The sequence below is a fragment of the Streptomyces noursei genome, assembly GCF_001646665.1.
Lineage (GTDB): Bacteria > Actinomycetota > Actinomycetes > Streptomycetales > Streptomycetaceae > Streptomyces > Streptomyces lavendulocolor.
Window position 1 is genome coordinate 279,313 of sequence record NZ_LWBU01000179.1, and the last position, 24,014, is coordinate 303,326.

At 72.9% G+C, this 24,014-nt stretch carries 26 protein-coding genes; 11 read left to right on the forward strand and 15 right to left on the reverse strand.

Going from position 1 to position 24,014, the window contains the following annotated elements; all coding sequences use genetic code 11:
• The first annotated feature begins 43 nt into the window (after positions 1-43).
• The 5 genes from A4V12_RS16435 (at position 44) to A4V12_RS16455 (ending at position 3,596) form a co-directional block, all read left to right on the forward strand.
• Positions 44-829: a hypothetical protein gene (locus tag A4V12_RS16435; protein WP_064070081.1), complete on the forward strand. Its 786-nt coding sequence runs from the start codon at positions 44-46 to the stop codon at positions 827-829.
• A gap of 32 nt (positions 830-861) precedes the next feature.
• A complete protein-coding gene (locus tag A4V12_RS16440) occupies positions 862-1,575 on the forward strand; it encodes a DUF4253 domain-containing protein (RefSeq protein WP_064070082.1) in 714 nt (237 codons plus the stop codon).
• 107 nt (positions 1,576-1,682) lie between these two features.
• On the forward strand, positions 1,683-2,288 hold the full coding sequence (locus tag A4V12_RS16445) for a hypothetical protein (protein ID WP_064070083.1): 606 nt from the start codon (positions 1,683-1,685) through the stop codon (positions 2,286-2,288).
• An 82-nt stretch (positions 2,289-2,370) separates the two neighbouring features.
• Positions 2,371-2,940 carry a SigE family RNA polymerase sigma factor gene (locus tag A4V12_RS16450; RefSeq protein ID WP_064070084.1) on the forward strand — a complete coding sequence of 190 codons (570 nt, stop codon included), beginning with the start codon at positions 2,371-2,373 and terminating at the stop codon, positions 2,938-2,940.
• Positions 2,937-3,596 (forward strand): hypothetical protein, encoded by a 660-nt coding sequence (locus A4V12_RS16455; protein WP_064070085.1) that lies wholly within the window; start codon positions 2,937-2,939, stop codon positions 3,594-3,596. The genes A4V12_RS16450 and A4V12_RS16455 overlap by 4 nt, the downstream gene beginning before the upstream one ends.
• A gap of 65 nt (positions 3,597-3,661) precedes the next feature.
• Here A4V12_RS16455 and hemB read toward each other — a convergent pair whose 3' ends face one another.
• Positions 3,662-4,663: a porphobilinogen synthase gene (gene hemB, locus A4V12_RS16460; RefSeq protein WP_064070086.1), complete on the reverse strand. Its 1,002-nt coding sequence runs from the start codon at positions 4,661-4,663 to the stop codon at positions 3,662-3,664.
• A gap of 205 nt (positions 4,664-4,868) precedes the next feature.
• Here hemB and A4V12_RS16465 point away from each other — a divergent pair, with 205 nt between their 5' ends.
• The gene (locus tag A4V12_RS16465) at positions 4,869-5,405 is read left to right on the forward strand and encodes an SMI1/KNR4 family protein (RefSeq protein WP_234372196.1); all 537 of its coding nucleotides are present in this window, start codon (positions 4,869-4,871) and stop codon (positions 5,403-5,405) included.
• 112 nt (positions 5,406-5,517) lie between these two features.
• On the opposite strand, the gene A4V12_RS16470 is transcribed toward A4V12_RS16465, so the two are convergent.
• Positions 5,518-5,961 carry an ATP-binding protein gene (locus A4V12_RS16470; RefSeq protein WP_064070087.1) on the reverse strand — a complete coding sequence of 148 codons (444 nt, stop codon included), beginning with the start codon at positions 5,959-5,961 and terminating at the stop codon, positions 5,518-5,520.
• A 161-nt stretch (positions 5,962-6,122) separates the two neighbouring features.
• Here A4V12_RS16470 and A4V12_RS16475 point away from each other — a divergent pair, with 161 nt between their 5' ends.
• A complete protein-coding gene (locus A4V12_RS16475) occupies positions 6,123-6,956 on the forward strand; it encodes a helix-turn-helix domain-containing protein (protein ID WP_064070088.1) in 834 nt (277 codons plus the stop codon).
• The gene (locus A4V12_RS16480; protein ID WP_064070089.1) at positions 6,953-7,159 is read left to right on the forward strand and encodes a DUF397 domain-containing protein; all 207 of its coding nucleotides are present in this window, start codon (positions 6,953-6,955) and stop codon (positions 7,157-7,159) included. The genes A4V12_RS16475 and A4V12_RS16480 overlap by 4 nt, the downstream gene beginning before the upstream one ends.
• A gap of 198 nt (positions 7,160-7,357) precedes the next feature.
• Here A4V12_RS16480 and A4V12_RS16485 read toward each other — a convergent pair whose 3' ends face one another.
• The 5 genes from A4V12_RS16485 to A4V12_RS16505 form a co-directional block, all read right to left on the reverse strand.
• Positions 7,358-9,022: a uroporphyrinogen-III synthase gene (locus tag A4V12_RS16485; protein WP_064070090.1), complete on the reverse strand. Its 1,665-nt coding sequence runs from the start codon at positions 9,020-9,022 to the stop codon at positions 7,358-7,360.
• Positions 9,019-9,978, reverse strand: coding sequence for a hydroxymethylbilane synthase (gene hemC / locus A4V12_RS16490; RefSeq protein ID WP_064070091.1), 960 nt, complete (start codon positions 9,976-9,978; stop codon positions 9,019-9,021). Before hemC ends, A4V12_RS16485 begins: the two co-directional genes overlap by 4 nt.
• Positions 9,975-11,321 (reverse strand): glutamyl-tRNA reductase, encoded by a 1,347-nt coding sequence (locus tag A4V12_RS16495; protein ID WP_064070092.1) that lies wholly within the window; start codon positions 11,319-11,321, stop codon positions 9,975-9,977. The genes hemC and A4V12_RS16495 overlap by 4 nt, the downstream gene beginning before the upstream one ends.
• Positions 11,318-12,094, reverse strand: a complete 777-nt coding sequence (locus A4V12_RS16500) for a redox-sensing transcriptional repressor Rex (RefSeq protein ID WP_064070093.1) — start codon at positions 12,092-12,094, stop codon at positions 11,318-11,320. Before A4V12_RS16500 ends, A4V12_RS16495 begins: the two co-directional genes overlap by 4 nt.
• 961 nt (positions 12,095-13,055) lie before the next feature.
• Positions 13,056-13,322: a glutaredoxin family protein gene (locus A4V12_RS16505; protein WP_064070094.1), complete on the reverse strand. Its 267-nt coding sequence runs from the start codon at positions 13,320-13,322 to the stop codon at positions 13,056-13,058.
• A gap of 101 nt (positions 13,323-13,423) precedes the next feature.
• On the opposite strand from A4V12_RS16505, the gene A4V12_RS16510 reads away from it, so the two are divergent.
• From A4V12_RS16510 to A4V12_RS16520, 3 genes are all read left to right on the forward strand, one after another.
• A complete protein-coding gene (locus tag A4V12_RS16510; protein WP_064070095.1) occupies positions 13,424-14,329 on the forward strand; it encodes an HAD family hydrolase in 906 nt (301 codons plus the stop codon).
• A 363-nt stretch (positions 14,330-14,692) separates the two neighbouring features.
• The gene (locus A4V12_RS16515; RefSeq protein WP_064070096.1) at positions 14,693-15,472 is read left to right on the forward strand and encodes an ECF subfamily RNA polymerase sigma factor, BldN family; all 780 of its coding nucleotides are present in this window, start codon (positions 14,693-14,695) and stop codon (positions 15,470-15,472) included.
• A gap of 237 nt (positions 15,473-15,709) precedes the next feature.
• The gene (locus A4V12_RS16520; protein ID WP_064070097.1) at positions 15,710-16,915 is read left to right on the forward strand and encodes a DUF5667 domain-containing protein; all 1,206 of its coding nucleotides are present in this window, start codon (positions 15,710-15,712) and stop codon (positions 16,913-16,915) included.
• 54 nt (positions 16,916-16,969) lie between these two features.
• Here A4V12_RS16520 and A4V12_RS16525 read toward each other — a convergent pair whose 3' ends face one another.
• The 8 genes from A4V12_RS16525 to A4V12_RS16555 all read right to left on the reverse strand — a co-directional run bounded on the left by A4V12_RS16525 (position 16,970) and on the right by A4V12_RS16555 (position 23,925).
• Positions 16,970-18,061 (reverse strand): lysophospholipid acyltransferase family protein, encoded by a 1,092-nt coding sequence (locus A4V12_RS16525; RefSeq protein ID WP_064070098.1) that lies wholly within the window; start codon positions 18,059-18,061, stop codon positions 16,970-16,972.
• 17 nt (positions 18,062-18,078) lie between these two features.
• Positions 18,079-19,149, reverse strand: a complete 1,071-nt coding sequence (locus tag A4V12_RS16530) for an NAD-dependent epimerase/dehydratase family protein (protein WP_064070099.1) — start codon at positions 19,147-19,149, stop codon at positions 18,079-18,081.
• 202 nt (positions 19,150-19,351) lie between these two features.
• A complete protein-coding gene (locus tag A4V12_RS34945; protein ID WP_003948845.1) occupies positions 19,352-19,450 on the reverse strand; it encodes a 30S ribosomal protein bS22 in 99 nt (32 codons plus the stop codon).
• Between the two features lie 151 nt (positions 19,451-19,601).
• Positions 19,602-19,814 (reverse strand): helix-turn-helix domain-containing protein, encoded by a 213-nt coding sequence (locus A4V12_RS16535; protein ID WP_064070100.1) that lies wholly within the window; start codon positions 19,812-19,814, stop codon positions 19,602-19,604.
• 128 nt (positions 19,815-19,942) lie between these two features.
• Positions 19,943-20,758 (reverse strand): phosphatase, encoded by an 816-nt coding sequence (locus tag A4V12_RS16540; protein ID WP_064070127.1) that lies wholly within the window; start codon positions 20,756-20,758, stop codon positions 19,943-19,945.
• A 168-nt stretch (positions 20,759-20,926) separates the two neighbouring features.
• Positions 20,927-22,102: an acetoin utilization protein AcuC gene (locus A4V12_RS16545; RefSeq protein ID WP_064070128.1), complete on the reverse strand. Its 1,176-nt coding sequence runs from the start codon at positions 22,100-22,102 to the stop codon at positions 20,927-20,929.
• A complete protein-coding gene (locus tag A4V12_RS16550; RefSeq protein WP_064070101.1) occupies positions 22,071-23,237 on the reverse strand; it encodes an MFS transporter in 1,167 nt (388 codons plus the stop codon). The genes A4V12_RS16545 and A4V12_RS16550 overlap by 32 nt, the downstream gene beginning before the upstream one ends.
• Before the next feature lie 43 nt (positions 23,238-23,280).
• Positions 23,281-23,925: an HAD family hydrolase gene (locus A4V12_RS16555; RefSeq protein ID WP_064070102.1), complete on the reverse strand. Its 645-nt coding sequence runs from the start codon at positions 23,923-23,925 to the stop codon at positions 23,281-23,283.
• Between the last annotated feature and the right edge of the window lie 89 nt (positions 23,926-24,014).

Sequence of the window (24,014 nt, forward strand, 5' to 3'; positions counted from 1 at the left end):
GGGACAGGATGCCTGCGGCGAACCCGGCCGGCAGGAGGACCGCATGCAGGGCATGACCAGCTTCGACGACATCTACGACCGCCCCGACCCGCGCGCCTACTTCACCCGCCTGGCGCCACTGTCGTACGAGATCCCCCACCACGCCCAGGCCGTCTTCCGGCGCACCGCCGCCGAGCGCCGGCTCGCGGACTCCGGCTCCGCCGTGCTCGACCTGTGCTGCTCGTACGGCATCAACGCCGCCCTGCTCAACCACGACCTGACCCTCGCCGACCTCTACGCCCACTACACCGGCCCCGAGGCGCGCGAGCTGACGACCGCCGAACTCATCGACCGGGACAAGGCGTTCTACGCCTCCAGGCGCCGCCCCGACGCCGTGCCCGTCATCGGCCTGGACATCGCGCGCAACGCCCTCGACTACGCCCAGGCGGTCGGCCTCCTCGACGCCGTCCACCCCGACAACCTCGAAGAGCACGCGCCCTCCCCGGCACTGGGCGCGGCGATGGCCGACGCCGGCCTCATCACCTGCACCGGCGGCGGCACGTTCCTCAGCCGCCGCACCTTCGCCGCGCTCCTCGAATGCGCCCGCCGCCCGGTCTGGGTCAGCGCGTTCGTCCTGCGCACCGTCCCGTACGCGCCCGTCGCCTCCTGCCTCGCGGGCTTCGGCCTCACCACCCGCTCCGAGCCGGAACGCACGTACCCCCAGCGGGCCTTCACCGGCCCGCAGGAGCGGCGCGCCGCCGTCTCCGCCGCACGCCTCGCCGGGCTGGACCCCACGGGCCGCGAGGCGGACGGCCACCACCACGCCGTCCTGTACGAATCGCGGCCCTGAGCGTTGTCAGTGGCGGCCCCTAAGGTCGTTCCATGGTCATCAACCCGAACGCGCTGGGCCTGGACCTGCCGCCCGGCACCCTGCGCGTCCAGCCGTCGCTCTGGTACGCGGACGAGCCCGCCACGCCCGGCACCTGGGCACGTCTCCTCCCCGCCCGGGACGCCACCGGGATGCAGCCGGTGCTGCTCACCGAGACCCAGTTCCTCCACCCGAGCCAGGTGGCCGACCCCGACGACCACGACCCGGCCACGACGCTGGCCGACCTGTGGCAGCTGGCCCAGGAGGAGGACGACGACGCCTCGCCCGAGCCCTGGCCGGGCCTCGCCCCGCCCATGCCGGGCGGCACCGACCCGGAGGACGCCGCCGCCCGCACGGCGGCCGAACTGGCGGGCGACGAGGACTGGTTGAAGGGCACCCGCGGCGCCCTGGTCCCGGCCCGCCGCAGCGCCGACATCCTCGCCGTCCTCGGCTGGGGCGGCGCGGCCGCCCACGCCGACGCCGTCCGGCTCTCCGCCGTCCTGCGCTCCTGGGAGGACCGGTTCGGCATACGGCTCGTGGGCCTCGGCCCCGACCTCCTCACCGTCTCCGTCGCCGCCCCGCCCCGCACCATGGCCGACGCCCTCGCCGTGGCGGCCGAGCACCTCGCCTTCTGCCCCGACGGCGTCCGGGACGACTACGCGTCGCTCCACGCCTACGCCGCCGAGGAGGTGCTCGACCGACAGGACTGGACGTTCTGGTGGGACTGATCCGTCCCCGGTGTCATCCGGGCGCGGCACAAAGGGAGTTCAGACGGATGGAGAGGCGCCGCTCCGTCATGTCCGACCGCACGCGACACCCGAGGAGTCCCGTAACCATGACCCGGATGAAGACGTACGCCACAGGCCTGTGCGTGGTGGCCGCGCTGGCGGCGTCGCCGACCGTGGCGTCCGCCATCACCGCGCCGGCCCCCGCACCCGCGGCCCCCGCTGCCCGCACCGTCACGGCCGCCCCCGCGCCCACCGCCCCCGCACCCGCCGCGCCCGCCCTGCCCGCGGCGAAGGGGCCGTCGGCCCAGGTCCGCACCGTGGCACCCGGCGAGCGGGTCCACGCCGGGCACGGGGTGAGGCTGTGGCTCACCGAGGAGGGCAAGCACTGGTCCACCCCCGGCGGCGGGGAGAACTTCCGCAGCGTCACCGACGGCAACCTCGACCTGACCACCCCGGGCGTCACCCACCAGGCGGAGGGCGGCACCAAGCGCGTGTTCCACTCCGGCGTCCATTACGGCACCGAGGACGCGGCCCGCGTCACGCTCACCGACGAGACCGGCAGGACCACCGACGCCGCCCTCGTCGAGCTGGCCGGCGAGCCCGGCTGGGGCGCCTGGTACGTCACCACGCCGGCCGGCGCCGCGACCCACACCGTCACGCTGCTCGACAGCGCCGGACGGGTCCTCGCGCAGCTGCCCGGCCGCGCCTCCTGATCCTCCCGAGCCGACGGCAGGGCCCGACACGGGGCGGGCCCTGCCGCCACCACCCCCACCGCCGAGGGCGAGGACCGTCACCGTGCCGCAGGACAACACCGCCGACACCGCCGGCACCGCCGACTTCGCCGACTTCGCCACGGCGGCCTGGCCCCGCCTGGTGCGCACGGCCCGGCTCCTCACCGGTGACTTCCACGAGGCGGAGGACCTGGTGCAGACGACGCTCGCGAAGGTCTACGCGCGCTGGCGGCGGATACCGCGCGACGAGGTCGACCTGTACGTGCGCCGCGCCCTGATCAACAACAACCTCAGCCGTCTGCGCAAGAAACGCGTCGTGCACCTGCTGACACCGTTCCTGCCCGAGAGGGCCCACCGCTCGCACGCCGAGTCGGTCGAGCAGCACACGGTCCTGTGGCAGGCGCTGCGGGACCTGTCCCCCCGCCAGCGGGCCGTGATGGTCCTGCGGTACTGGGAGGACCTCAACGAACAGGACATCGCCGAGGTGCTCGACTGCTCGGTCGGCACCGTCAAGACCCACGCCAGGCGGGGCCTGGAGGCACTGCGCGCCCACACCGCCCTCACCGGGCACGAGCCCCCGGCACCCGCGGCACCCGCCACCCCCGCCCCCGCGTCTCCCGGAGCGAACCGATGAACCCGACCGAGGAAGCCCGGCTGCGCGAGGCGTTCGCCGACGCGGCCGACGGCGTCACGCCCGGCCCCGTCCCGCTCGCGGCGGTCGTACGGTCGGGGCGCGCCCGCCACCGGCGCCGCACGGCGGGGCTCGCGGCCTGCTGCGGCCTGTTGGTGGCCGCACTGGCCGTCACCGCGCACCGGTTCGTCCTCCCCGTGCAGGACCCGCCCGCCGCGGCGCCGGCCGCACCTACGGCGAGCCCGCCGCCGGCCCCGCCCGAAGCCGCCCGGCCCCGGATCGTCCGACCGGGCGAGCGCGTCCGGGCCGCTCCCGACGTGCTCCTGTGGCTGACCGCGCAGGGCAAGCACTGGTCCGCGCCCGACGGCGGGGAGAACTTCCGCAGCGTCACCGACGGCAACCTGGACCTGGCCTCGCCCGGCATCACCCACCAGGCCGAGGGCCGCGCCCGCGGCGTGTTCCACTCGGGCATCTACTACGGCACCAAGGCCCCCGCCCGCGTCGAGATCGGGAACACCGCCGCCGCCCTCCTCGAACTGCCCGGCTCACCGGGCTGGGGCGTCTGGTACGCCACGACGCCGTCCGCCGACCCGGGCGTCACCCTCTACGACGGTGCCGGCCGGGTCCTCGCGCAGCTGCCCGGCCGCGCGACGCCGTAGGTCGTGTCCGCGAAGTCTCGCCCGGCCCGCCCTCCGGGCGGACACCGATACCGTGCGGAAACTCCCTAGCCCTGGCGGCCGAGCCGCTGGGCGACCTCCGTCGCCCAGTAGGTGAGGATCATCTGCGCGCCCGCCCGCCTGATGCCGGTCAGGGACTCCAGGATCGCCTTGTCCCGCTCGATCCAGCCCTTCTCCGCGGCGGCCTCGATCATCGCGTACTCACCGCTGATCTGGTACGCCGCGACGGGCACGTCCACCGCGTCCGCGACCTTCGCCAGCACGTCGAGGTAGGGCCCGGCCGGCTTGACCATCACCATGTCGGCGCCCTCCTCCAGGTCCAGCGCCAGCTCCCGCATCGACTCGCGCAGGTTGGCCGCATCCTGCTGGTAGGTCTTCCGGTCGCCCTTCAGCGACGAGCCGACCGCCTCGCGGAACGGGCCGTAGAACGCGGAGGCGTACTTCGCCGTGTAGGCGAGGATCGCCACGTCCTCCTTGCCGATGGTGTCCAGGGCGTCCCGGACCACCCCGACCTGTCCGTCCATCATCCCGCTGGGCCCCACCACGTGGACGCCCGCGTCCGCCTGGACCTGCGCCATCTCGGCGTACCGCTCCAGCGTCGCGTCGTTGTCGACCCGCCCCTCGGCGTCCAGCACACCGCAGTGCCCGTGGTCCGTGTACTCGTCCAGGCACAGGTCCGACATGATCACCAGATCGTCCCCGACCTCGGCCCGCACGTCGCGGATGGCGGCCTGGAGGATCCCGTCCGGATCGGTCCCCGCCGTCCCGAGCGCGTCCTTCTTCGCGTCCTCCGGCACACCGAAGAGCATGATCCCGGACACCCCTGCCTCGACCGCCTCCGCGGCGGCCTTCCGCAACGTGTCCCGGGTGTGCTGCACGACCCCCGGCATCGCCGAGATCGGCACCGGCTCGCTCACGCCCTCCCGCACGAACGCGGGCAGGATCAGATCGGCCGGGTGGAGCCGCGTCTCCGCGACCATCCGCCGCATCACGGGAGTCGTCCGCAGCCGCCGCGGCCGCGCACCGGGGAAGGATCCGTACGAAGTCATACGCCCACGCTACGCCCGCGCCACCCGTGCCTTTGCCGACGCCGAGTCGGCCGCGCCACCGCGCGGGCCGCCACCGGCCGGGGCCACCGCCGGACACCGTGTCCCGGCCGCGACCACACCGCCGTCGGAGGGACACAGACCGTGCGCAGGCGGAGGCGCTGCCCGCGTGGGGCCAATTGTCGGTGCGGGTGGTTAGCCTGCGCGGGTGACGCAGACGCCCGGTGACGACCGCCGCCTTCCGCCCGCCCTCGCCGACATGGCCCGCGTGGGCTTCGACTACGACGGGGGCGAGGGCATCGACTTCGAGCCGTACGACGCCTTCGACTCCGCCGAGGAGACCACTGACTGGTTCCGCCACTGGACGGGCAACCACGACCTGGACGGCGACGCCTACCGCGTCTTCGGCCAGGACGGCTCCGGCGGTCTCGCGGCCGTCTGGTGCGCCCGGCCGGGGCGGCCCCTCACCGAGCAGCCGGTGGTGTTCCTGGGCTCGGAGGGCGAGAGCTGCGTGGTCGCGGGGAACCTGTCCGACTTCCTGTGGGTGCTGGCCGAGGGCGTCGGACCGCTGGAGTCCGTGCTGTACGGGATCCCCGAGCCCCGTCCGAGCGCGCCCCGCGCCGCGCTGACCGAGGTCGCCGAGCGGCACGCGACCACCCCGTGCCGCCCGGCCCGCGACATCATCGCCGCGGCCCGCGCGGAGTTCCCCACCTTCGCCGACGACCTCGACGCCCTGTGCCGCTGACGTCCCACTGACGAGTTCGGTCCCTGAGGCCGTGCGAGCGCCGTCGGGCACGGGTGGTGGCAGTAGCTTCCGTGGCCGGTACTCCATCAGCGGGGCCGCGCAGCGCAGCGGCTCACTCAGCCGGCCGGACGTTCAGCTCGGCCCACACGGTCTTGCACGGCACTGGGCCGTGCCGCACACCCCAGCGGTCCGCCAGCTCCTCGACCAGCACCAGCCCGTACCCGGACTCCCCCAGTACCTCGTCGGCGAGCCGCCCCCGTACCGGCGTCCGGTCGCCCCGCGTGTCGGTGACCTCGACGCACAGCGTGCCCGAGCCGGTGAGGGCCAGGGTGAGGCGGAAGCTCCGCCCCGGCACCCGGCCGTGCAGCACCGCGTTGGCGGCGAGCTCGGCGACGACCAGCAGGGCGGCATCCGACTCGGCGCCCCACTCCCGCAACCGCTCGGCCGCGAGCAGCCGGGCGAGCCGGGCACCGCGCCGGGTGGCGGAGAGCGGTACGGAGAACCGGTGCAAGGGGTCGGCGCACAGCGGGCCGACGGCAGCGCTTTCACGAGTCACGTCCTCCAGCGTGTCCGCGCCCGTCCCGCCCGGTGAAGGACGGCCGCCCGTGCGGCTCCCCGTTGTCCGCGCCTGGCCCGGCCTTGTCCGGGCCGTCCGGCGTGACCGGGCCCGGCAACCCGGGTTGTACGGAGAAGGCCGAAGCGGAGGGAGGGGCAGACGTGATCGACGGGGACTCGTGTCTGGACGACGAGGAGGCGGGCGCTGTGATGCGCGCGGTCGCCCGCCAGCTGAAGCTGTGGCGCGAGGCGGCCGGCCTCACCCAGGCCGGGTTCGGCCGCGCCATCGGCTACGGCGAGGAACTGGTCTCCTCGGTGGAGCGGGGGCGGCGCATCCCGCGCCCCGAGTACCTGGACGCGGCGGACGAGGCCCTGGGCGCAGGGGGCAAGGTCGCGGCGCTGAAGGAGGAACTGGCGGAGGCCAGGTACCCGAAGAAGGTCCGGGACGTGAAGCGCCTGGAGGCGGAAGCGGTCGAGATCTGCTCCTACAACAACTCGGTCGTCGACGGACTGTTGCAGACGGAGGAGTACGCGCGGGCGGTGTTCGCTTCCCGCAGGCCGCCTTACACCGAAGGCCAACTGGAACAGCAGGTAGCCGCTCGAATGGCTCGCCAGACGATCGTGGGTAACACAACAGCCAGGCCACTCTTCAGCTTTGTACTGTGCGAGGCGACTCTGCGCCGACTGATCGGAGGCAGGATGGTGATGCGCGAGCAACTCGAACGGTTGTCGGAAGTAGCTCGGCTCCGAAACGTCGACCTGCAAGTCCTGCCTCTCACCCGAGAGGAGAACTCAGGACTCGACGGCTCGTTCCGACTGCTCAAACTCAGGGACGGAGGAGCCGTGGGACTCAGCGAAGCACCGCTCACGAGCCGTGTCTTCTCGGTCCCCAAAGAAACCACGGCTCTCGACATGCGCTATGGGATCATCCGGGCGCAAGCTCTCACACCACGAGAGTCGCTCGACCTCATCGAGAAACTGCGGGGAGAGACATGAGCCTCAGGTCATCCGACGGAGCTGGTCCCGAGCTGGAGTGGATAAAGAGCAGCTACAGCACAGCGGACGGCCCGTCCTGCGTCGAGGTGGCGACCACCCCCGACCACATCCTCGTCCGCGACTCCAAGAATGCCACCGGCCCCCGCCTCACCCTCGCCCCCACCACCTGGGCGGCCTTCCTGCCGTACGCCTCCGGGCACTGACGACTGCGTACGCACGCGGCCCGCACCCGGCTGACCGAGGTGCGGGCCGAGTCCGCGTTCAGTCGGTGACGGGGGCTCTCCTGCACCGAGCCCGTCTGCACGGAGCGGCGACCACCTCCGGCACACGCCGACGGGGTGGAGCGCATCCATCCGGATTCCCTCCACCCCGAAACCGATCAGCGGCCGATGAGGAGCCGATCAGGTCGTACGCCGCCGCCGCGCGCCCGGGCGGCGCTCGCTCGGCCGGGTGACCGGGTCGCCGGCCTCCAGGGCGGCGGCCCGGCGCCGGAGCCCGAACTCGGCGAGCGCCTCGGCCAGCTTGTGCACGGACGGTTCGGGCGACAGCACGTCCACCCGCAGCCCGTGCTCCTCCGCCGTCTTGGCGGTGGCGGGACCGATGCAGGCGATGACGGTCACGTTGTGCGGCTTGCCGGCGATGCCGACCAGGTTCCGCACCGTGCTCGACGACGTGAACAGCACCGCGTCGAAGCCACCGCCCTTGATGGCCTCCCGCGTCTCGGCCGGCGGCGGCGAGGCGCGCACGGTCCGGTAGGCGGTGACGTCGTCGACCTCCCAGCCGAGCTCGATCAGCCCCGCGACCAGCGTCTCCGTGGCGATGTCGGCCCGCGGCAGGAAGACGCGGTCGATCGGGTCGAAGACCGGGTCGTACGGCGGCCAGTCCTCCAGCAGCCCGGCCGCGGACTGCTCGCCGCTCGGCACCAGGTCCGGCTTCACACCGAACTCGACCAGCGAGGCGGCGGTCTGCTCGCCCACGGCCGCCACCTTGATGCCGGCGAAGGCACGGGCGTCGAGCCCGTACTCCTCGAACTTCTCGCGCACCGCCTTCACCGCGTTGACCGACGTGAAGGCGATCCACTCGTAGCGCCCGGTGACCAGGCCCTTGACGGCGCGCTCCATCTGCTGCGGCGTACGCGGCGGCTCGACGGCGATGGTCGGGACCTCGCTCGGCACGGCGCCGTAGGACCGGAGCTGGTCGGAGAGCGACGCCGCCTGCTCCTTGGTGCGCGGCACGAGGACCTTCCAGCCGAACAGCGGCTTGGACTCGAACCACGCGAGCTGGTCGCGCTGGGCGGCGGCGCTGCGCTCACCGACCACGGCTATGACCGGCTGGTGGCCGTCCGGCGACGGCAGCACCTTCGCCTGCTTCAGCACCTGCGCGATGGAGCCCAGCGTCGCGGTCCAGGTCCGCTGCCGGGTCGTCGTGCCGGCCACCGTGACGGTCAGCGGGGTGTCGGGCTTACGGCCCGCCGACACCAGCTCACCGGCGGCGGCGGCCACGGAGTCGAGCGACGTCGACACGACCACGGTCCCGTCCGACGCCCCCACCTCCGTCCAGCACCGCTCGCTCGCGGTCCGGGCGTCCACGAAGCGCACGTCCGCGCCCTGCGCGTCCCGCAGCGGCACACCCGCGTACGCGGGCACGCCGACGGCCGCGGCGACACCGGGCACGACCTCGAAGGGGATGCCCTCGGCGGCGCACGCAAGCATCTCGGCGCCCGCGTTGCCGTCGAGCCCCGGGTCGCCGCTCACCGCACGGACGACCCGCTTGCCGCCCCGCGCGGCCTCCATGACAAGATTGGTCGCATCCCTCAACACGGGGACCCCGGCGGGCATTGACGCGTCGTCAACGACCGTCAGCTCGGGCGTGCTCACACCCGCCCGCGCATGACCGCGCACGACGTCGAGCACATCCGGCTCGGCGATCAGCACGTCGGCGCCCGACAGGGCCTCGACGGCACGCAGTGTCAGCAGCCCCGGGTCACCGGGTCCGGCGCCCAGGAAGGTGACGTGCCCGCACGCGGAGTACGCGGAGGAAGCCTTGGATGCAGCGGTGGGGCTCAAAGTGCTCGCTCCCCCATAAGACCGGCCGCACCCTTGGCGAGCATCTCGGACGCGAGCTCGCGCCCGAGCGCGACAGCGTCGCCGTGCGACGTGGGTACGGGACCGGTGGTGGACAACTGCACCAGCGTGGAACCGTCGGTCGTACCGACGACGCCCCGCAGGCGCATCTCATGAACAACCTGGCCATCGGCCTGGAGGTCGGCCAGGGCACCCACGGGTGCGCTGCAGCCGGCCTCCAGGGCGGCGAGCAGGGATCGCTCGGCGGTCACGGCGGCCCGGGTGTGCGGGTCGTCGAGCTCGGCGAGCGTGGCGGCGAGACCGGCGTCGGCCGCCGTGCACTCGATCGCCAGGGCCCCCTGGCCGGGGGCCGGCAGCACGGTGTCGACCGACAGGAAGTCGGTGACCTCGTCACCACGTCCGATGCGGTTGAGCCCGGCCGCGGCGAGTACCACCGCGTCCAGTTCCCCGTTCCGTACGTAGCCGATGCGCGTGTCGACGTTCCCCCGGATGGCGACGCACTCGATCTTCATGCCGTTGGCGCGGGCGTACGCGTTGAGCTGCGCCATGCGCCGCGGCGAGCCGGTGCCCACGCGGGACCCGGCCGGCAGCTCCTCGAACCGCAGACCGTCGCGGGCGACCACCACGTCGCGCGGGTCCTCGCGCCGCGGGATCGCCGCGACGACCAGGTCGTCGGGCTGCGTGGTCGGCAGGTCCTTCAGCGAGTGCACCGCGAAGTCGACCTCGCCCGCCAGCAGCGCGTCGCGCAGCGCGGTGACGAAGACGCCGGTGCCGCCGATCTGCGCCAGGTGCTCGCGCGAGGTGTCGCCGTACGTGGTGATCTCCACGAGCTCCACCGGCCGCCCGGTCAGCTGCCGCACCGCCTCCGCGACATGCCCGGACTGGGCCATGGCGAGCTTGCTGCGCCTGGTCCCGAGCCTCAATGCCCTCTCGGTCATACTCGCCCTCTATTCGGGTCGTTCATGTCGGCCCGGCTGACGGAGGCGACCGTCTCCGGGTCGAGGTCGAAGAGTGTGCGCAGCGCGTCCGCGTACCCGGCGCCGCCGGGCTCGCTGGCGAGCTGCTTGACCCGTACGGTCGGCGCGTGGAGGAGCTTGTCCACCACACGGCGCACGGTCTGGGTGATCTCGGCGCGCTGCTTGTCGTCGAGGCCGGGCAGCCGTCCCTCCAGCCGGGCCATCTCCCCCGCGACGACGTCGGCGGCCATGGTGCGCAGCGCGACGACGGTCGGGGTGATGTGCGCGGCGCGCTGGGCGGCCCCGAAGGCGGCGACCTCGTCGGCGACGATGCCGCGCACCTGGTCCACGTCGGCGGCCATCGGCGCGTCGGCCGAGGCGTCGGCGAGCGACTCGATGTCGACGAGCCGGACGTCCGCCAGCCGGTGGACGGCGGCGTCGATGTCGCGGGGCATGGCGAGGTCGAGCAGCGCGAGCGGAGAGGTACGGGCGGCCATCGCGCTCTCGACCGCGACGCCCGTCAGCACCAGCCCCGTGGCGCCCGTGCAGGACACGACCACGTCGGCACGTGTCAGTTCCTCGGTCACTGCGGTCATCGCCACCGCGCTGGCGGCCACGCCCGTACCGCCGGGCTCGGTGAGGATCTGTACGAGCCGTTCGGCGCGCTCCGGGGTCCGGTTGGCGACGACGATCTCGCCGACCCCTGCCCGCGCGAGCGTGGCGGACGCCAGCGAGGACATCGAACCCGCGCCGATGACGAGCGCCCGCTTGCCCTCGGCCCAGGCGGCGACGTCGCCCCCGGACGCCAGCTGCTGCAGCCCGAAGGTGACGAGCGACTGGCCGGCCCGGTCGATCCCGGTCTCGGTGTGGGCCCGCTTGCCGACCCGCAGCGCCTGCTGGAAGAGGTCGTTCAGCAGCCGCCCGGCGGTGTGGAGCTCCTGGCCGCGCGCGAGGGCGTCCTTGATCTGGCCGAGGATCTGGCCCTCGCCGACGACCATGGAGTCGAGCCCGCACGCCACCGAGAACAGGTGGTGGACGGCGCGGTCCTCGTAGTGCACGTACAGGTAGGGGGTGAGCTCCTCCAGCCCGACCCCGCTGTGCTGGGCGAGCAGCGTGGAGAGCTCGGCGACGCCCGCGTGGAACTTGTCCACGTCGGCGTAGAGCTCGATGCGGTTGCAGGTGGCCAGGACGGCGGCCTCGGTGGCCGGTTCGGCGGCGAGGGTGTCCTGGAGCAGCTTGGCGCGCGTGTCGGCGTCGAGGGAGGCCCGCTCCAGCACGCTGACCGGGGCGCTGCGGTGGCTGAGACCGACGACGAGGAGGCTCATGCCGGCATCACGGCGGGCATGTCCCCGTCAGGTCCCTTCCGGCCCTCGGCGGGCGTGGCGGCGGCCGCGTCGCGGACGACCGGCGGCAGGACCGCCTCGCCGCCCGTCTCCTCGCCGGCCTTGCGCTGCTCGTGGAAGGCGAGGATCTGCAGCTCGATGGAGAGGTCGACCTTGCGCACGTCCACCCCGTCGGGCACGGACAGCACGGTGGGCGCGAAGTTCAGGATGGAGGTCACCCCGGCCGCGACGAGCCGGTCGCAGACCTGCTGCGCGGCGCCGGCGGGCGTGGCGATGACACCGATCGAGACGCCGTTCTCGGCGACGATCTTCTCCAGGTCGTCGATGAACTGGACGGGCATGCCCGCGACGGGCCTGCCGACCATCGAGGGGTCCGCGTCGATCAGCGCGGCGACGCGGAAACCGCGCGAGGCGAACCCGCCGTAGTTGGCGAGGGCGGCGCCGAGGTTGCCGATGCCGACCATGACGATCGGCCAGTCCTGGGTGAGCCCCAGCTCACGGGAGATCTGGTAGACGAGGTACTCGACGTCGTACCCGACGCCGCGGGTGCCGTAGGAGCCGAGGTACGAAAAGTCCTTGCGCAGCTTCGCGGAGTTGACCCCCGCCGCGGCCGCGAGCTCCTCGGAGGAGACCGTGGGTACGGAGCGCTCCGACAGTGCGGTGAGCGCCCGCAGGTACAGCGGAAGCCTGGCGACGGTGGCCTCGGGGATTCCTCGGCTACGGGTCGCCGGTCGGTGTGTTCGGCCAGTTGCCACGGTGCTCCTGCGGGATGAGCGGGGCTGCAGGCGGCCATACGTCCCAAGACCGCCCCGTCGACAGCAGGCTATGTCTTTGTGAACGCGTGCACAAAGATGGTGTCCATTTTGTCCGTGCAAAGTGACCGGGCTCACGCGAATCGATCGCGCCATCCCGGAACCGGGGCGCACCTCGGTCCGTTCGCGAGCCGTAGGGGACAAAGCGGAACACACTCCTCATGACCACGCCCCCGAAGCGCAACAAAACGCACACGATGGTAACCGTCTTTCCCGGTCACCCCCTCGCGCGCGCCCCGCGCCCGCCTCGACCCCCCCGACGCGCGTGTCACCGGCCCCGGCGCGCAGCCGGGGTGTTTTCTGCCGGTGGGCCGCGCGCGGTGCGGTCACCGGTGCGGTGCGTTGCTCGCGGCAGGGGTGCGTTCTGCCGGTGGGCCGGGTACGGGGCCCCTCCGGGCTCACCTCCTCGCGGTTGGCGGGGCGCCCAGCCGGTCCAGTGACCGTCACTCGCCGCCAATCTGCTGCGGGGGCGACCCTGCACGGCCCCTCCTCGCCGAGTCCGGGAACATCCCGCCACCGCCCAGCAGACCGCCTACGCGCCGGTGCCGGGCTGCGCCCCCCTACCCCACCGGCCGGCTGATGGCCGACGGCCCGAGGAGCGAGGCCACCCACCGGCCCGCAGACGGTGTAGGGCCCGGGGTGGGGCCGTGCAGGGTCGCCCCCGCAGGGGTTGGCGGCAAGGGGTGGGCTCCCTTACGCGTGACCCAAGGCCGCCGGCCCCGAGGAGGTGAGCCCGGAGGGGCCACGCCCCGCCACCCACCGGACCGGTGCCGCACCGGGCGCAACCGCACGGAAACCGGTCGCCGAGGCCCCGGGGGGCGACCCCGGAGGGGCCACGCCCCGCCACCCACCGCACCGGCACCGCACCGGGCGGAACCGCGAGCAGGGCGGCGCCCCGCCGCGGTCAGGCCTCCAGCGCGCGGCGCAGGCGCGCCGGGTCGACCTTCCAGAAGGTGTGCTGCTCGCCGTCCACGAGGACAACCGGAATCTGCTCCCAGTAGGCCCGGTTCAGCTCCTCGTCCTGGAGGATGTCCTTCTCCTCCCACACCGCGCCGGTCTCGGCGCACACCTCACGGATCACCGCCCGCGCGTCGTCGCACAGATGGCAGCCGGGTTTGCCGATGAGCGTCACGGTCCGCGGGCCGGTCTTCTTCTTCGCACGTCCGAACATGCACCCATTCTCCGTCGGTGTCACACCGGTGCCTCACAGAGTTCACGCCATGGCATCCCCGCCGGTCGGGAAGTACCGAACACAGTGGCTATGCTCACCGCATGGCCGCTCTGGGATGGCTCACCCCTCATAGGCGCTCCGCCACCGCACGCAGCGTGCTGGCGGGCGAGGCGTCGGCCGAGGCCGCCCGCAAGACCTCGCAGCCGCCGCCGGAACCCCAGTTCCCCGTGCCCGGCGACGATCGCGCCGCCGCCTTCTTCGACCTCGACAACACGGTGATGCAGGGCGCCGCGATCTTCCACTTCGGCCGCGGGCTGTACAAGCGGAAGTTCTTCCAGCGCCGCGAGCTGGCCCGGTTCGCCTGGCAGCAGGCGTGGTTCCGGCTCGCCGGGGTCGAGGACCCCGAGCACATGCAGGACGCCCGCGACAGCGCGCTGTCCATCGTGAAGGGCCACCGCGTCTCGGAGCTGATGACCATCGGCGAGGAGATCTACGACGAGTACATGGCGGACCGGATCTGGCCGGGCACCCGCGCGCTGGCGCAGGCGCACCTCGACGCCGGCCAGCGGGTGTGGCTGGTCACGGCCGCGCCGGTCGAGACGGCGACGATCATCGCCCGCCGCCTGGGCCTGACGGGGGCGCTGGGCACGGTCGCCGAGTCGGTCGACGGCGTGTACACCGGCAAGCTCGTCGGCGAGCCGCTGCACGGGCCGGCCAAGGCGGAGGCGGTCCGCGCGCTGGCCGCGGCCGAGGGCCTGGACCTGTCGCGGTGCGCGGCGTACAGCGACAGCCACAACGACATCCCGATGCTGTCGCTGGTGGGCCACCCGTACGCCATCAACCCGGACACCAAGCTGCGCCGGTACGCGCGCGACCGCGAGTGGCGGCTGCGCGACTACCGTACGGGCCGCAAGGCGGCGAAGGTCGGCATCCCGGCCGCCGCGGGCGTCGGCGCCCTCGCGGGCGGCACGGCCGCCGCGGTGGCCATGCACCGCCGCCGCCGCTGACCCCACCGCCCCTCCGCCGGCCCCGGGCGGCCCCCTGCTCGTCACCGGGCGCCCGGCCATGGCCAAACCTGGGTCTTACCCGCCTCCGCCCCGCCCCAGTCGCGGCGCGCGCACTCGGCCACAAGAGAACCTGCACCCAAACACTTCTCGAAGTAATCCGATCAATACCTGGTCACGAAGTGCGACTTGATCAGCCGCGTAGACGCAACAGAAGCGACTGAATCGATGATTTGAGCAACTCGGCGTAGCGCTCCCTGCACTAAGCGTTATTCTCCTCAAACGCATACGGGACCCCCACGCGTCGCTACGACGGGTGAAAGGTTCCGTACTGCACGTGATGGAAGCTCTGCCTCTGGGAGTCCCGTGTACCCACACGTCGGGGTTGACGCCTCGGGCCTGGCTACGCTCCGCGCGACGGTCCTCGACCATCTGCGCGGCTTCGTCCCCACCGCGTACGCCGTCCCGGCCTTCGCCTCACCGGCACTGGCCGGTCCTTGCTATGCCCTCGCCGACGGCGGTGCCGCCGTCGGGAGACGCGGCGGCCGGGGCGGTTCGGGCACCTCGACCACCGCCCGCCGGCCCACCGCCGACAGCGACAGCGCGCGCATGATGGAGCTGGTCGAGCGCGCCCAGGCCGGCGAGGCCGATGCCTTCGGTCGTCTGTACGACCAGTACAGCGACACCGTCTACCGCTACATCTACTACCGCGTCGGCGGGAAGGCGACGGCCGAGGACCTGACCAGCGAGACGTTCCTGCGGGCGCTGCGCCGCATCTCCACCTTCACGTGGCAGGGGCGCGATTTCGGTGCCTGGCTGGTCACCATCGCTCGCAACCTGGTCGCCGACCACTTCAAATCGAGCCGTTTCCGGCTGGAAGTGACCACCGGTGAAATGCTCGACGCCAACGAGGTGGAGCGCAGCCCGGAGGACTCGGTCCTGGAGTCCCTCTCCAACGCGGCCCTGCTGGAGGCGGTCCGCAAGCTCAACCCGCAACAGCAGGAGTGCGTGACCCTGCGCTTCCTGCAGGGCCTGTCCGTCGCCGAGACCGCCCGCGTCATGGGCAAGAACGAAGGCGCGATCAAGACGCTTCAATACCGGGCGGTCCGCACCCTGGCGCGTCTCCTCCCCGAAGACGCCCGCTGATCCCGCCGACCCCCGACCGACCCCCCGACCGACCCTCGGTGACGCCTCGATCACGCGCTGGTCCGATCATCTTCCGTGCGTAACCCAAGTGCCGAGCCGCTCGTTGTGCGGGATGCAGGCTCCCTGTGGTCACACCCTTCCGCCGGCCGCTCACTCGTTCGTGTGGATCGGCGCAAGGTGTGCAACCTTCCGGACCCCCCGGGGAGTCGACCGTCATGACGAGAGGAGGTGCCGCCAGTGATCGCGAACGTATCGGCGCACCGGCGGGCGAACGCCTTCGCCCAGGCCCTGGAAGAACAGACGGCCGAGCAGCCCGAGGCATCGGTCGAACCGACCGAGCAGGGTCGGCTGTTGGCCCTGGCGAACGGTCTCGGCGAACTGCCGAAGCCGGAGATGGACCCCGACGTGAAGGTGGTGCAGCGAGCCCAGCTCGTCGCCGCCATGGAAGCACTGTTCCTGGAGGGCGCGGCCCCCGAGGGACGTGGCTCCACGGGCCCTACGGTGCCGGAGCAGCGGGCGACGGGGCGGGGCGCCCACCGGGCCACCGCGCTCCGGAAGTTGCGGCCCCGCTCCCGCTGGTCGAAGGGGCTCGCCGCCGGCGGCCTCACGGTCGGTGTGGCGGCGGGCGCGTTCAGCGGGGTGGCCGCTGCCAGTTCCGACGCCCTCCCCGGTGACTCGCTCTACGGGCTGAAGCGCGGTATGGAGGACCTCAAGCTCGGGATGGCGGACGACGACGCCGACCGGGGCGAGATCTACCTCGACCAGGCTTCCACCCGGCTCAGCGAGGCCCGCCGCCTCATGGAGCGCGACCGGTCCGGGGTGCTGGACCACGAGTCCCTGGGCGAGATCCGGCGCGCGCTGAACGGCATGAAGCACGACGCCACCGAGGGCCACCGGCTGCTCCGCCTGGCGTACGAACGGGACGGCACCATCGCCCCGTTGGCCACGCTGAACTCGTTCGCCCGCAGCCACCGGGAGGTCTGGAACGGCCTCCGCGACCGGCTGCCCGTCCAGCTGACCGATGTCGGGGACGAGGTGAGTGACGTCTTCGCCGCCATGGACGAAGAGGTCGGTCCGCTCCAGTCCCGGCTGCCGCAGCCTCCGGAGCGGAGCGACGGCCGGGGATCCGGCAGCCCGGGTGCCACCCAGGACTCCTCCGGCACCGGGCCGTCCCACCAGGCCCCGTCCAGCCCGGAGGGCCGTCCCTCGGGCAGCACCGGCAAGCCCGGGCCCTCCGGGTCCGGATCGAGCGCGGCGAAGGACGACGGCCTGCTCGGTGGCAACACCGGCGGGCTGCTGGAGCCTGACCCGACGTCACCGCCGCCGGCCACGGGCAGCACCGGCAGCCAGCCGACCCCGTCGCCGGACCCCGACGTCACCATCCCGCCGATCCTCCCGGGCATCCTCCCCGGCCTGGGGATCGACGAGGAGGACGTCGGCTAGACACACGCAAGGGTGGGTGCTCCTCACCGAGGAGCACCCACCCTTCGCCGTCCGTCAGAAGAACACCGACCGCCGCTGCACGAGCAGCTTGTAGAGCGTGTGCTGGATCTGCTCCCGCACCTGGTCCGTCAGGTTGAACATCAGCATCGGATCCTCCGCCGCCTCCAGCGGGAAGCCGTCCGTCGGGATCGGCTCGCCGAACTGGATGGTCCACTTCGTCGGCAGCGGCACCGCCCCGAGCGGCCCCAGCCAGGGGAACGTCGGCGTGACCGGGAAGTACGGAATGCCCAGCACCCGGGCGAGGGTCTTCACGTTGCCGATCATGGGGTAGATCTCCTCGGCCCCCACGATCGAGCACGGCACGATCGGCGCGCCCGCCCGCAGCGCGGTCGACACGAAGCCGCCCCGGCCGAACCGCTGGAGCTTGTAGCGCTCGCTGAAGGGCTTCCCGATGCCCTTGAAGCCCTCCGGCATCACCCCGACGACCTCGCCGCGCTGGAGCAGCCGCTCGGCGTCCTCCGCGCACGCCAGCGTGTGCCCCGCCTTGCGGGCCAGCTCGTTGACGACCGGCAGCATGAAGACCAGGTCCGCGGCCAGCAGCCGCAGGTGCCGCCCTGCCGGGTGGTTGTCGTGCACGGCGACCTGCATCATCAGCCCGTCCAGCGGCAGCACCCCCGAATGGTTCGCCACCACCAGCGCCCCGCCCTCGGACGGGATGTTCTCGATGCCCTTCACCTCGACGCGGAAGTACTTGTCGTACAGCGGCCGCAGCAGCGACATGAGGACCTGGTCGGTGAGCTCCTCGTCGTAGCCGAACTCGTCGACCTCGTACTCGCCGGTGACGCGCCGCCGCAGGAACGCCAGCCCGCCCGCGAGCCGCCGTTCCCAGTCGCTCCCGGCGCGCACACCCGCCCGGGCCTCCTCCGTGCCGGCCGCGTCCGTTGCGGGCCCGCCGGGACCGGACGTACCCGGGGCCGGCGCCTCGCCGGCGGCCTGTGCCCCCGGCAGGGGGCTCACCGCGCCGCCCTCGCCGTTCCGCCGCCGGCTGCCGCCGCCCGGCAGGGGCCGCCGGCGTCCCGGCCGGGAGGAGGCCGCGGCCGAGCGCGACCGGTCGTCGTCGAACGGAATGACCTTGGCGTCCGCCATCGTTGAATCGCGCTCCCTCATCCGGCGCCGTGCGTCGTCTTCGCCCCGCCGCCACCCAGGGAGGGCAGCTGCCGCGCGGCGATCCTGTCGACCGCGCCCGCGAGGGCCTCGGGCGGCAGCAGGCCGGGGCCGCGGCTGCGCGCGAAGTCCGCGAACGTCTCCGCGGTCGTGTACGTGGGCTCGAACCCGAGCGTCTCGCGCATCTGCGCCGTGCTGACCACCCGTCCGTGCATCAGCAGCCGGATCTGCTCGGGTGAGAAGTCGGTCACACCGACCGTCCGCAGTGCCGTGCCGACCCAGGTGACCGCCGGCAGCGGCACCGGCACCGTCGGCCGCCCCAGCCGCCGCGAGCACTGCGACAGCGTCAGGACGCCGTCACCCGCCACGTTGAACGTGCCGCTGTTGAGGGTGCCGCGCCGCGGCTCGTGGGAGGCCATCCGCAGCACCTCGACGACGTCGTCCTCGTGGACGAACTGGAGCCGCGGGTCGTAGCCGAACACCGTCGGCAGCACGGGCAGGGAGAAGAACTCGGCGAGCGGGGAGTCGGCGGCCGGCCCGAGGATGTTGGCGAACCGCAGCACGCACACCGCCACGTCGGGCCGGCGACGGGCGAAGCCCCGCACGTACCCCTCCACCTCGACGGCGTCCTTGGCGAAACCGCCGCTCGGCAGGGACTTCGGCGGCGTCGTCTCCATGAAGACGGCCGGATCGCGGGGGGCGGAGCCGTACACGTTGGTGCTGGACTTGACCACCAGCCGGCGGACCGTCGGCGACTTCTGGCACGCCCCGAGCAGCTGCATGGTGCCGATGACGTTGGTCTCCTTGACGGCCGTCCGGCCGCCGGCGCCCAGTGGCGTGCCGGTGACGTCCAGGTGGACGACGGTGTCGACCCCGTGCTCCGCCAGGACCCGCCCTACGGCGGGCTGCCGGATGTCGGCACGGACGAACTCCGCGGTGCCCAAAGAGTGCGGGGGCGGTACGGCGTCCACGCCGATCACCCGCTCCACTCCGGGGTCCTGCTGGACCCGGCGGACGAACCTGCCGCCGAGTTGCCGGGCCACGCCGGTGACGAGCACGACCTTCCCCAAGATCAGCGCCTTCCGCTCGGTCCCTCGCCTACGCGCCACCGTAGCGGGTGAACGATGCGCTGTGACGACCGCCGCACCTCCACGGGCACCGGGCGGCCCCTCCAGCGGGGCGGAACCGGACACGGTCCCGGCCGGGAGAACACCGCGGCCCTCCCACCGGAACCGGTGGGAGGGCCGCGGAACGCGCACGTACAGACGTCGCCTACTTCTTGTTGCGACGCTGAACGCGGGTGCGCTTGAGCAGCTTGCGGTGCTTCTTCTTGGCCATCCGCTTGCGCCGCTTCTTGATAACAGAGCCCACGACTACCCTCGCTCACTTCTCGGAACACCCCCGCATCAGCGGGGATCTCGGTGCGGGGCGTCTGGGCCCACACGACCTACGTCGGCCTAGCCTACCGGCCAGAGCGCCGTGCTTGTAATCCGAGGGGTACGCGGGACTCTTCCGGCGACCGCTAGGCGGTCTCCACCCCCACGAAGGACTCCCGGAGGTACTCGTGAACCGCTTGCTCCGGAACCCGGAAAGACCTGCCCACCCGGATCGCCGGCAGATGACCGCTGTGCACCAAGCGGTACACGGTCATCTTCGACACTCGCATCACCGAGGCGACTTCCGCCACGGTCAGGAACTTGACCTCGTTGAGAGGCCTCTCGCCAGCAGCAGCCATGACCCACCTGTACCTTCCGCCCGCAACGCCCACCGGCTTCCCCTCCGGTGACTCTTCGTCGCGATGCGCTCACTCACCAGACTAGGGGCGGGTGATACGAGTGGGGAAGAGGAGCTGCCATCGGCCGCCTACCGTGACAGACACGCCCGATTGAGTACATAGCGAGTAAGCGGTCGGTAGTAATCGGACCGCACCGCGTCATCCAGCGGGACCGCCACGGACACGCGCCCCTCGGCCTCTCCGACGAACAGCGCGGGGTCGTCCGTGTCGGCCAGGCCGACGGCCTCAATACCCAGCTGACCTGCTCCGCAGACCCATCCGTGGTCCCCGACGACGAGCTCCGGCAGCGGTCCGCCGGCGTCCGCCAGACCCTCCAGGGCGGCCCTCACCGGGAGGGGGGAATGGGTGTGTGCGCCGGTCTCACAACCGGCGCCTTCACGCCCTGGTTCCCGCACCAACGCGACTCCCCGTACGTAGTCGAGACTGTACGTACGTACGCCGAACCGGGTCGTTATGTCGACACATCGCCCCCTCGCGGGTGTGAGAACGAGACATCCGGCCGCCGACAAAGCGTCTGCGATCCCGGCGTAGAAACCGAGCAGTCGGTGCGGATGTCCCGTCCCGAGCAGCACCGGCGCCCGCCGCCGGGCCACCGCCGCCAGCCTCGCGGCGAACGCCCCGAGCGCGGTCAGCGTCCGCTCCGGGTCGATGACGTCGGGCCCGGAACGGTACGCCGGGTCGTCGGACACCCCGCACTTGTCGGCCATGAGGCGTAACAGGTCCCCCTCGTCCCATGCCCACCGCGGATCGAGCCCGAGGGTCACCCTCGGGTCCCGGGCCGCGAAGAGGCGGTAGCTCCGCAGGCTGTCCTCCCGCGAGGTGGCCACCGGGCCGGCCAGCCGGGCCGCCAGCAGATGCGCGCGCAGTGCACCGGTACTCAACACCCTGCCGATGCTGCCGCAGCCCACCCGCCCCGGCGCCGGAACGGCCCGGACACCCCACAGTTGGCCTAACACGCGGCCCGGGGGCAGCAGGACGCCCGCTGGACGCCCGGCACGGCAGAACCGTGCCGCCCGGCGTCCTGCTGTCCCGCCCCCTGCCGCGGCCCTCCGCTACGGCAGCAGGCCCCGCAGCGGGAACGCCGCCCGGCGCGCCGCCAGCACCGCCTGGTCCAGCCGGTCCGCCGGGTCGTAGCCCTCGTCCCAGCCGCGCCAGGACACCGGCCACCGCCCGTCGGTCATCCGCCCCGGCGCCAGCTGCCGCGTCCGCGCGTACACCTCGTCCCGCCACGACGACGGGATCACCGACTCGGGCTCCACCGGGGCACCCGCCGCGATGCCCACCAGATGCGTCCAGGAACGCGGTACGACGTCCACGACCGCGTAACCGCCGCCGCCGAGGGCGACCCACCGTCCCCCGGCGTACTCGTGCGCCAGGTCGTGGCAGGCCGCCTGGACGGCGCGCTGGGCGTCCAGGGACACCGCCAGATGCGCCAGCGGGTCCTCGAAGTGCGTGTCGGCCCCGTGCTGCGTCACCAGCACCTGCGGCCGGAAGTCCGTCAGCAGCTCGGGCACCACCGCGTGGAAGGCCCGCAGCCACCCCGCGTCGCCGGTGCCCGCCGGCAGCGCCACGTTCGCCGCACCGCCCTCGGCCGGTCCGGCCGCGCCCGTCTCCTCCGGCCACCCGGTCCCCGGGAACAGCGTGCGGGGGTGCTCGTGCAGCGAGACGGTCAGCACCCGCGGGTCCTCCCAGAACGCCGCCTGCACCCCGTCCCCGTGGTGCACGTCGACGTCGACGTACGCCACCCGCTCCGCGCCCAGCTCCAGCAGCCGCGCGATCGCCAGCGACGCGTCGTTGTAGATGCAGAAGCCCGCCGCGGACCCGGGCATCGCGTGGTGCAGCCCGCCCGCGAAGTTCACCGCGTGCAGGGCCTCCCCGCGCCACACCGCCTCGGCGGCGCCCACCGACTGACCCGCGATCAGCGCCGACGCCTCGTGCATCCCGGCGAACGCCGGGTCGTCCATGGTCCCCAGCCCGTACGCCTGGTCCGCCGCCCCCGGGTCCGCCGACGCCGCGCGGACGGCCGCCACGTAGTCCTCGCGGTGCACCAGCCGCAGCGTCGAGTCCCCGGCCGGCTTGGCGGCCACCACGTCGACCGCGCGGTCCAGTCCGTACGCCCGCACCAACCCCATGGTCAGCTCGAGCCGCACCGGATCCATCGGGTGCCCGGCCCCGAAGTCGTACCCGGCGAGTGCGTCATCCCACATCAACAGTGCGCGGCCGCTCATGCCCGCCACCGTATCGGTCCGGTTCAACACCGAACGACCGGGCATACCGCAGCGTCATCAGCACCAGCACCAGCGGCACCAGCATCGCCCCGCGGTGGCTCCACGCCTCACCGAGCGCGCCCACCAGCGGCGACCCGACCAGGTAGCCCGCGTAGTTGAAGACGTTCAGCCGCGCCACCTCCGCGTCGTCGCGCGCCGCCGCGAAGGTCTGCGGCACCAGCACGCTGAGCCCGAGCCCCAGCACCGTGAAGCCGGCCACCCCGGCCCACGGCCCCGGCGCCCCGGCCACCACCCCGAACCCGGCCGCCGCCAGCACCGCCCCGCCCCGCACCACGGCCACCGCACCGAACCGCCGCACCCCGAGGTCCCCCACGGCCCGCCCCAACAGGGTCGTGACCATATAGGCGTTGTACGGCACCGTCGCCAGCTCCTCCGAGCCGTGCAGCACGTCCGTCACGTACTTCGCGCTCCAGTTCGACACGGTCGCGTCACCGATGTACGCGAAGGTCATAACCAGGCACAGCGGCACCAGCACCCCCACCGGCCGCCCGACCGGCTCCTGCACCGTCCGCGGCTGCCCGCCGACGTACCACCGGCTCCCCAGCAACGCCGCCGGCAGCACCACCACGACGACCGCCAGGTACGACGGGCCCAGCGCCACGTCCGCGCGCACCGCCGCCCACGCCAGCGACGCCCCCGCGATCCCGCCCAGGCTGTACGCGGCGTGGAACCCGAGCATGATGCTGCGCCCGTACGCCCGCTGGAGGCTCACCCCCAGCATGTTCATCGCCGCGTCCAGCGCCCCGACTGCCAGCCCGAACACCCCGAGCGCCAAGGCCGCGTGCCACAGCCGCCCACCGGCTCCGACACCGAGGAGGGCCAGCAGTACGACCGGCTGCGCCCACCTGAGCAGGGTGCCCGGCGCCATCCGCCGTACGAGCCTCCCGGCCGCGACGCTCCCCACGCCGGCGAGGACGGGGACGGCCGCCAGGAAGGCCGGCAGCAGCGCGTCGGAGATCCCGTACCGGTCCTGGACGGCCGGGATGCGCGTCACCAGCAGCGCGAAGGTCACCCCTTGGACGAAGAAGGAGACCACCAGCGAGCCACGCCCACGCCGCAACCGCGCATCCGTCATGGCGGCACAGCGTAGGGCGCTCACCCACCGCTGGACAGATCACTCACGCGAGCAGCCCGAGCAACTGCCCCATGTCGTCGAAGTACCCGGTCGCCGTGCCGAGCTTGGCGGCGGGCGTCATGGCGGTGAAGCCGTACACGTCCATGCCGGCCGCCCGTGCCGCCCGCACCCCGAGCGGGCTGTCCTCCACGACGACGCAGCGCTCGGGCGCCACCCCCATCCGCTCGGCGGCGTGCAGGAAGAGGTCCGGTGCCGGCTTCCCGCGCCCCACGTCCTGCGCGCTGAACACCCTGCCCTCCGGGAACCACCGGTCGAGCCCCGTCTTGTGGTGCCCCACCCGGATCCGTTCGTGGCTCCCGGACGACGCGACGCAGTACGGCACGCCTTCCGCGACGAGCTTCGCCAGCATGTCCGGCACCCCGGCGACCACCTCCAGCTCGCGCGCGAACGCCGCGAACACCCGCGCGTGGAACTCCTCGTCGAACCCCTCGGGCAGCCTCCGGCCGGTCCGCTCCAGGACGGTGTCGTGCACCCGGTGCACCGCGCCCCCCATGTAGTCCCGCAGGGAGTCCTCGTACGAGGTGGGGTGCCCCAGCTCCGTCAGGTAGGCAGCCAGGATGGTGTTGGACAGGGGCTCGCTGTCGACAAGGACACCGTCGTTGTCGAAGATCACCAGCTCGTATCGCATACGACCACCCTAAAAGTCGGAACGGGTCCGGAACGCAAAAATGCCTCAGCCCCCGGACACAAGGTCCGGGGACTGAGGCTAAAAATTGT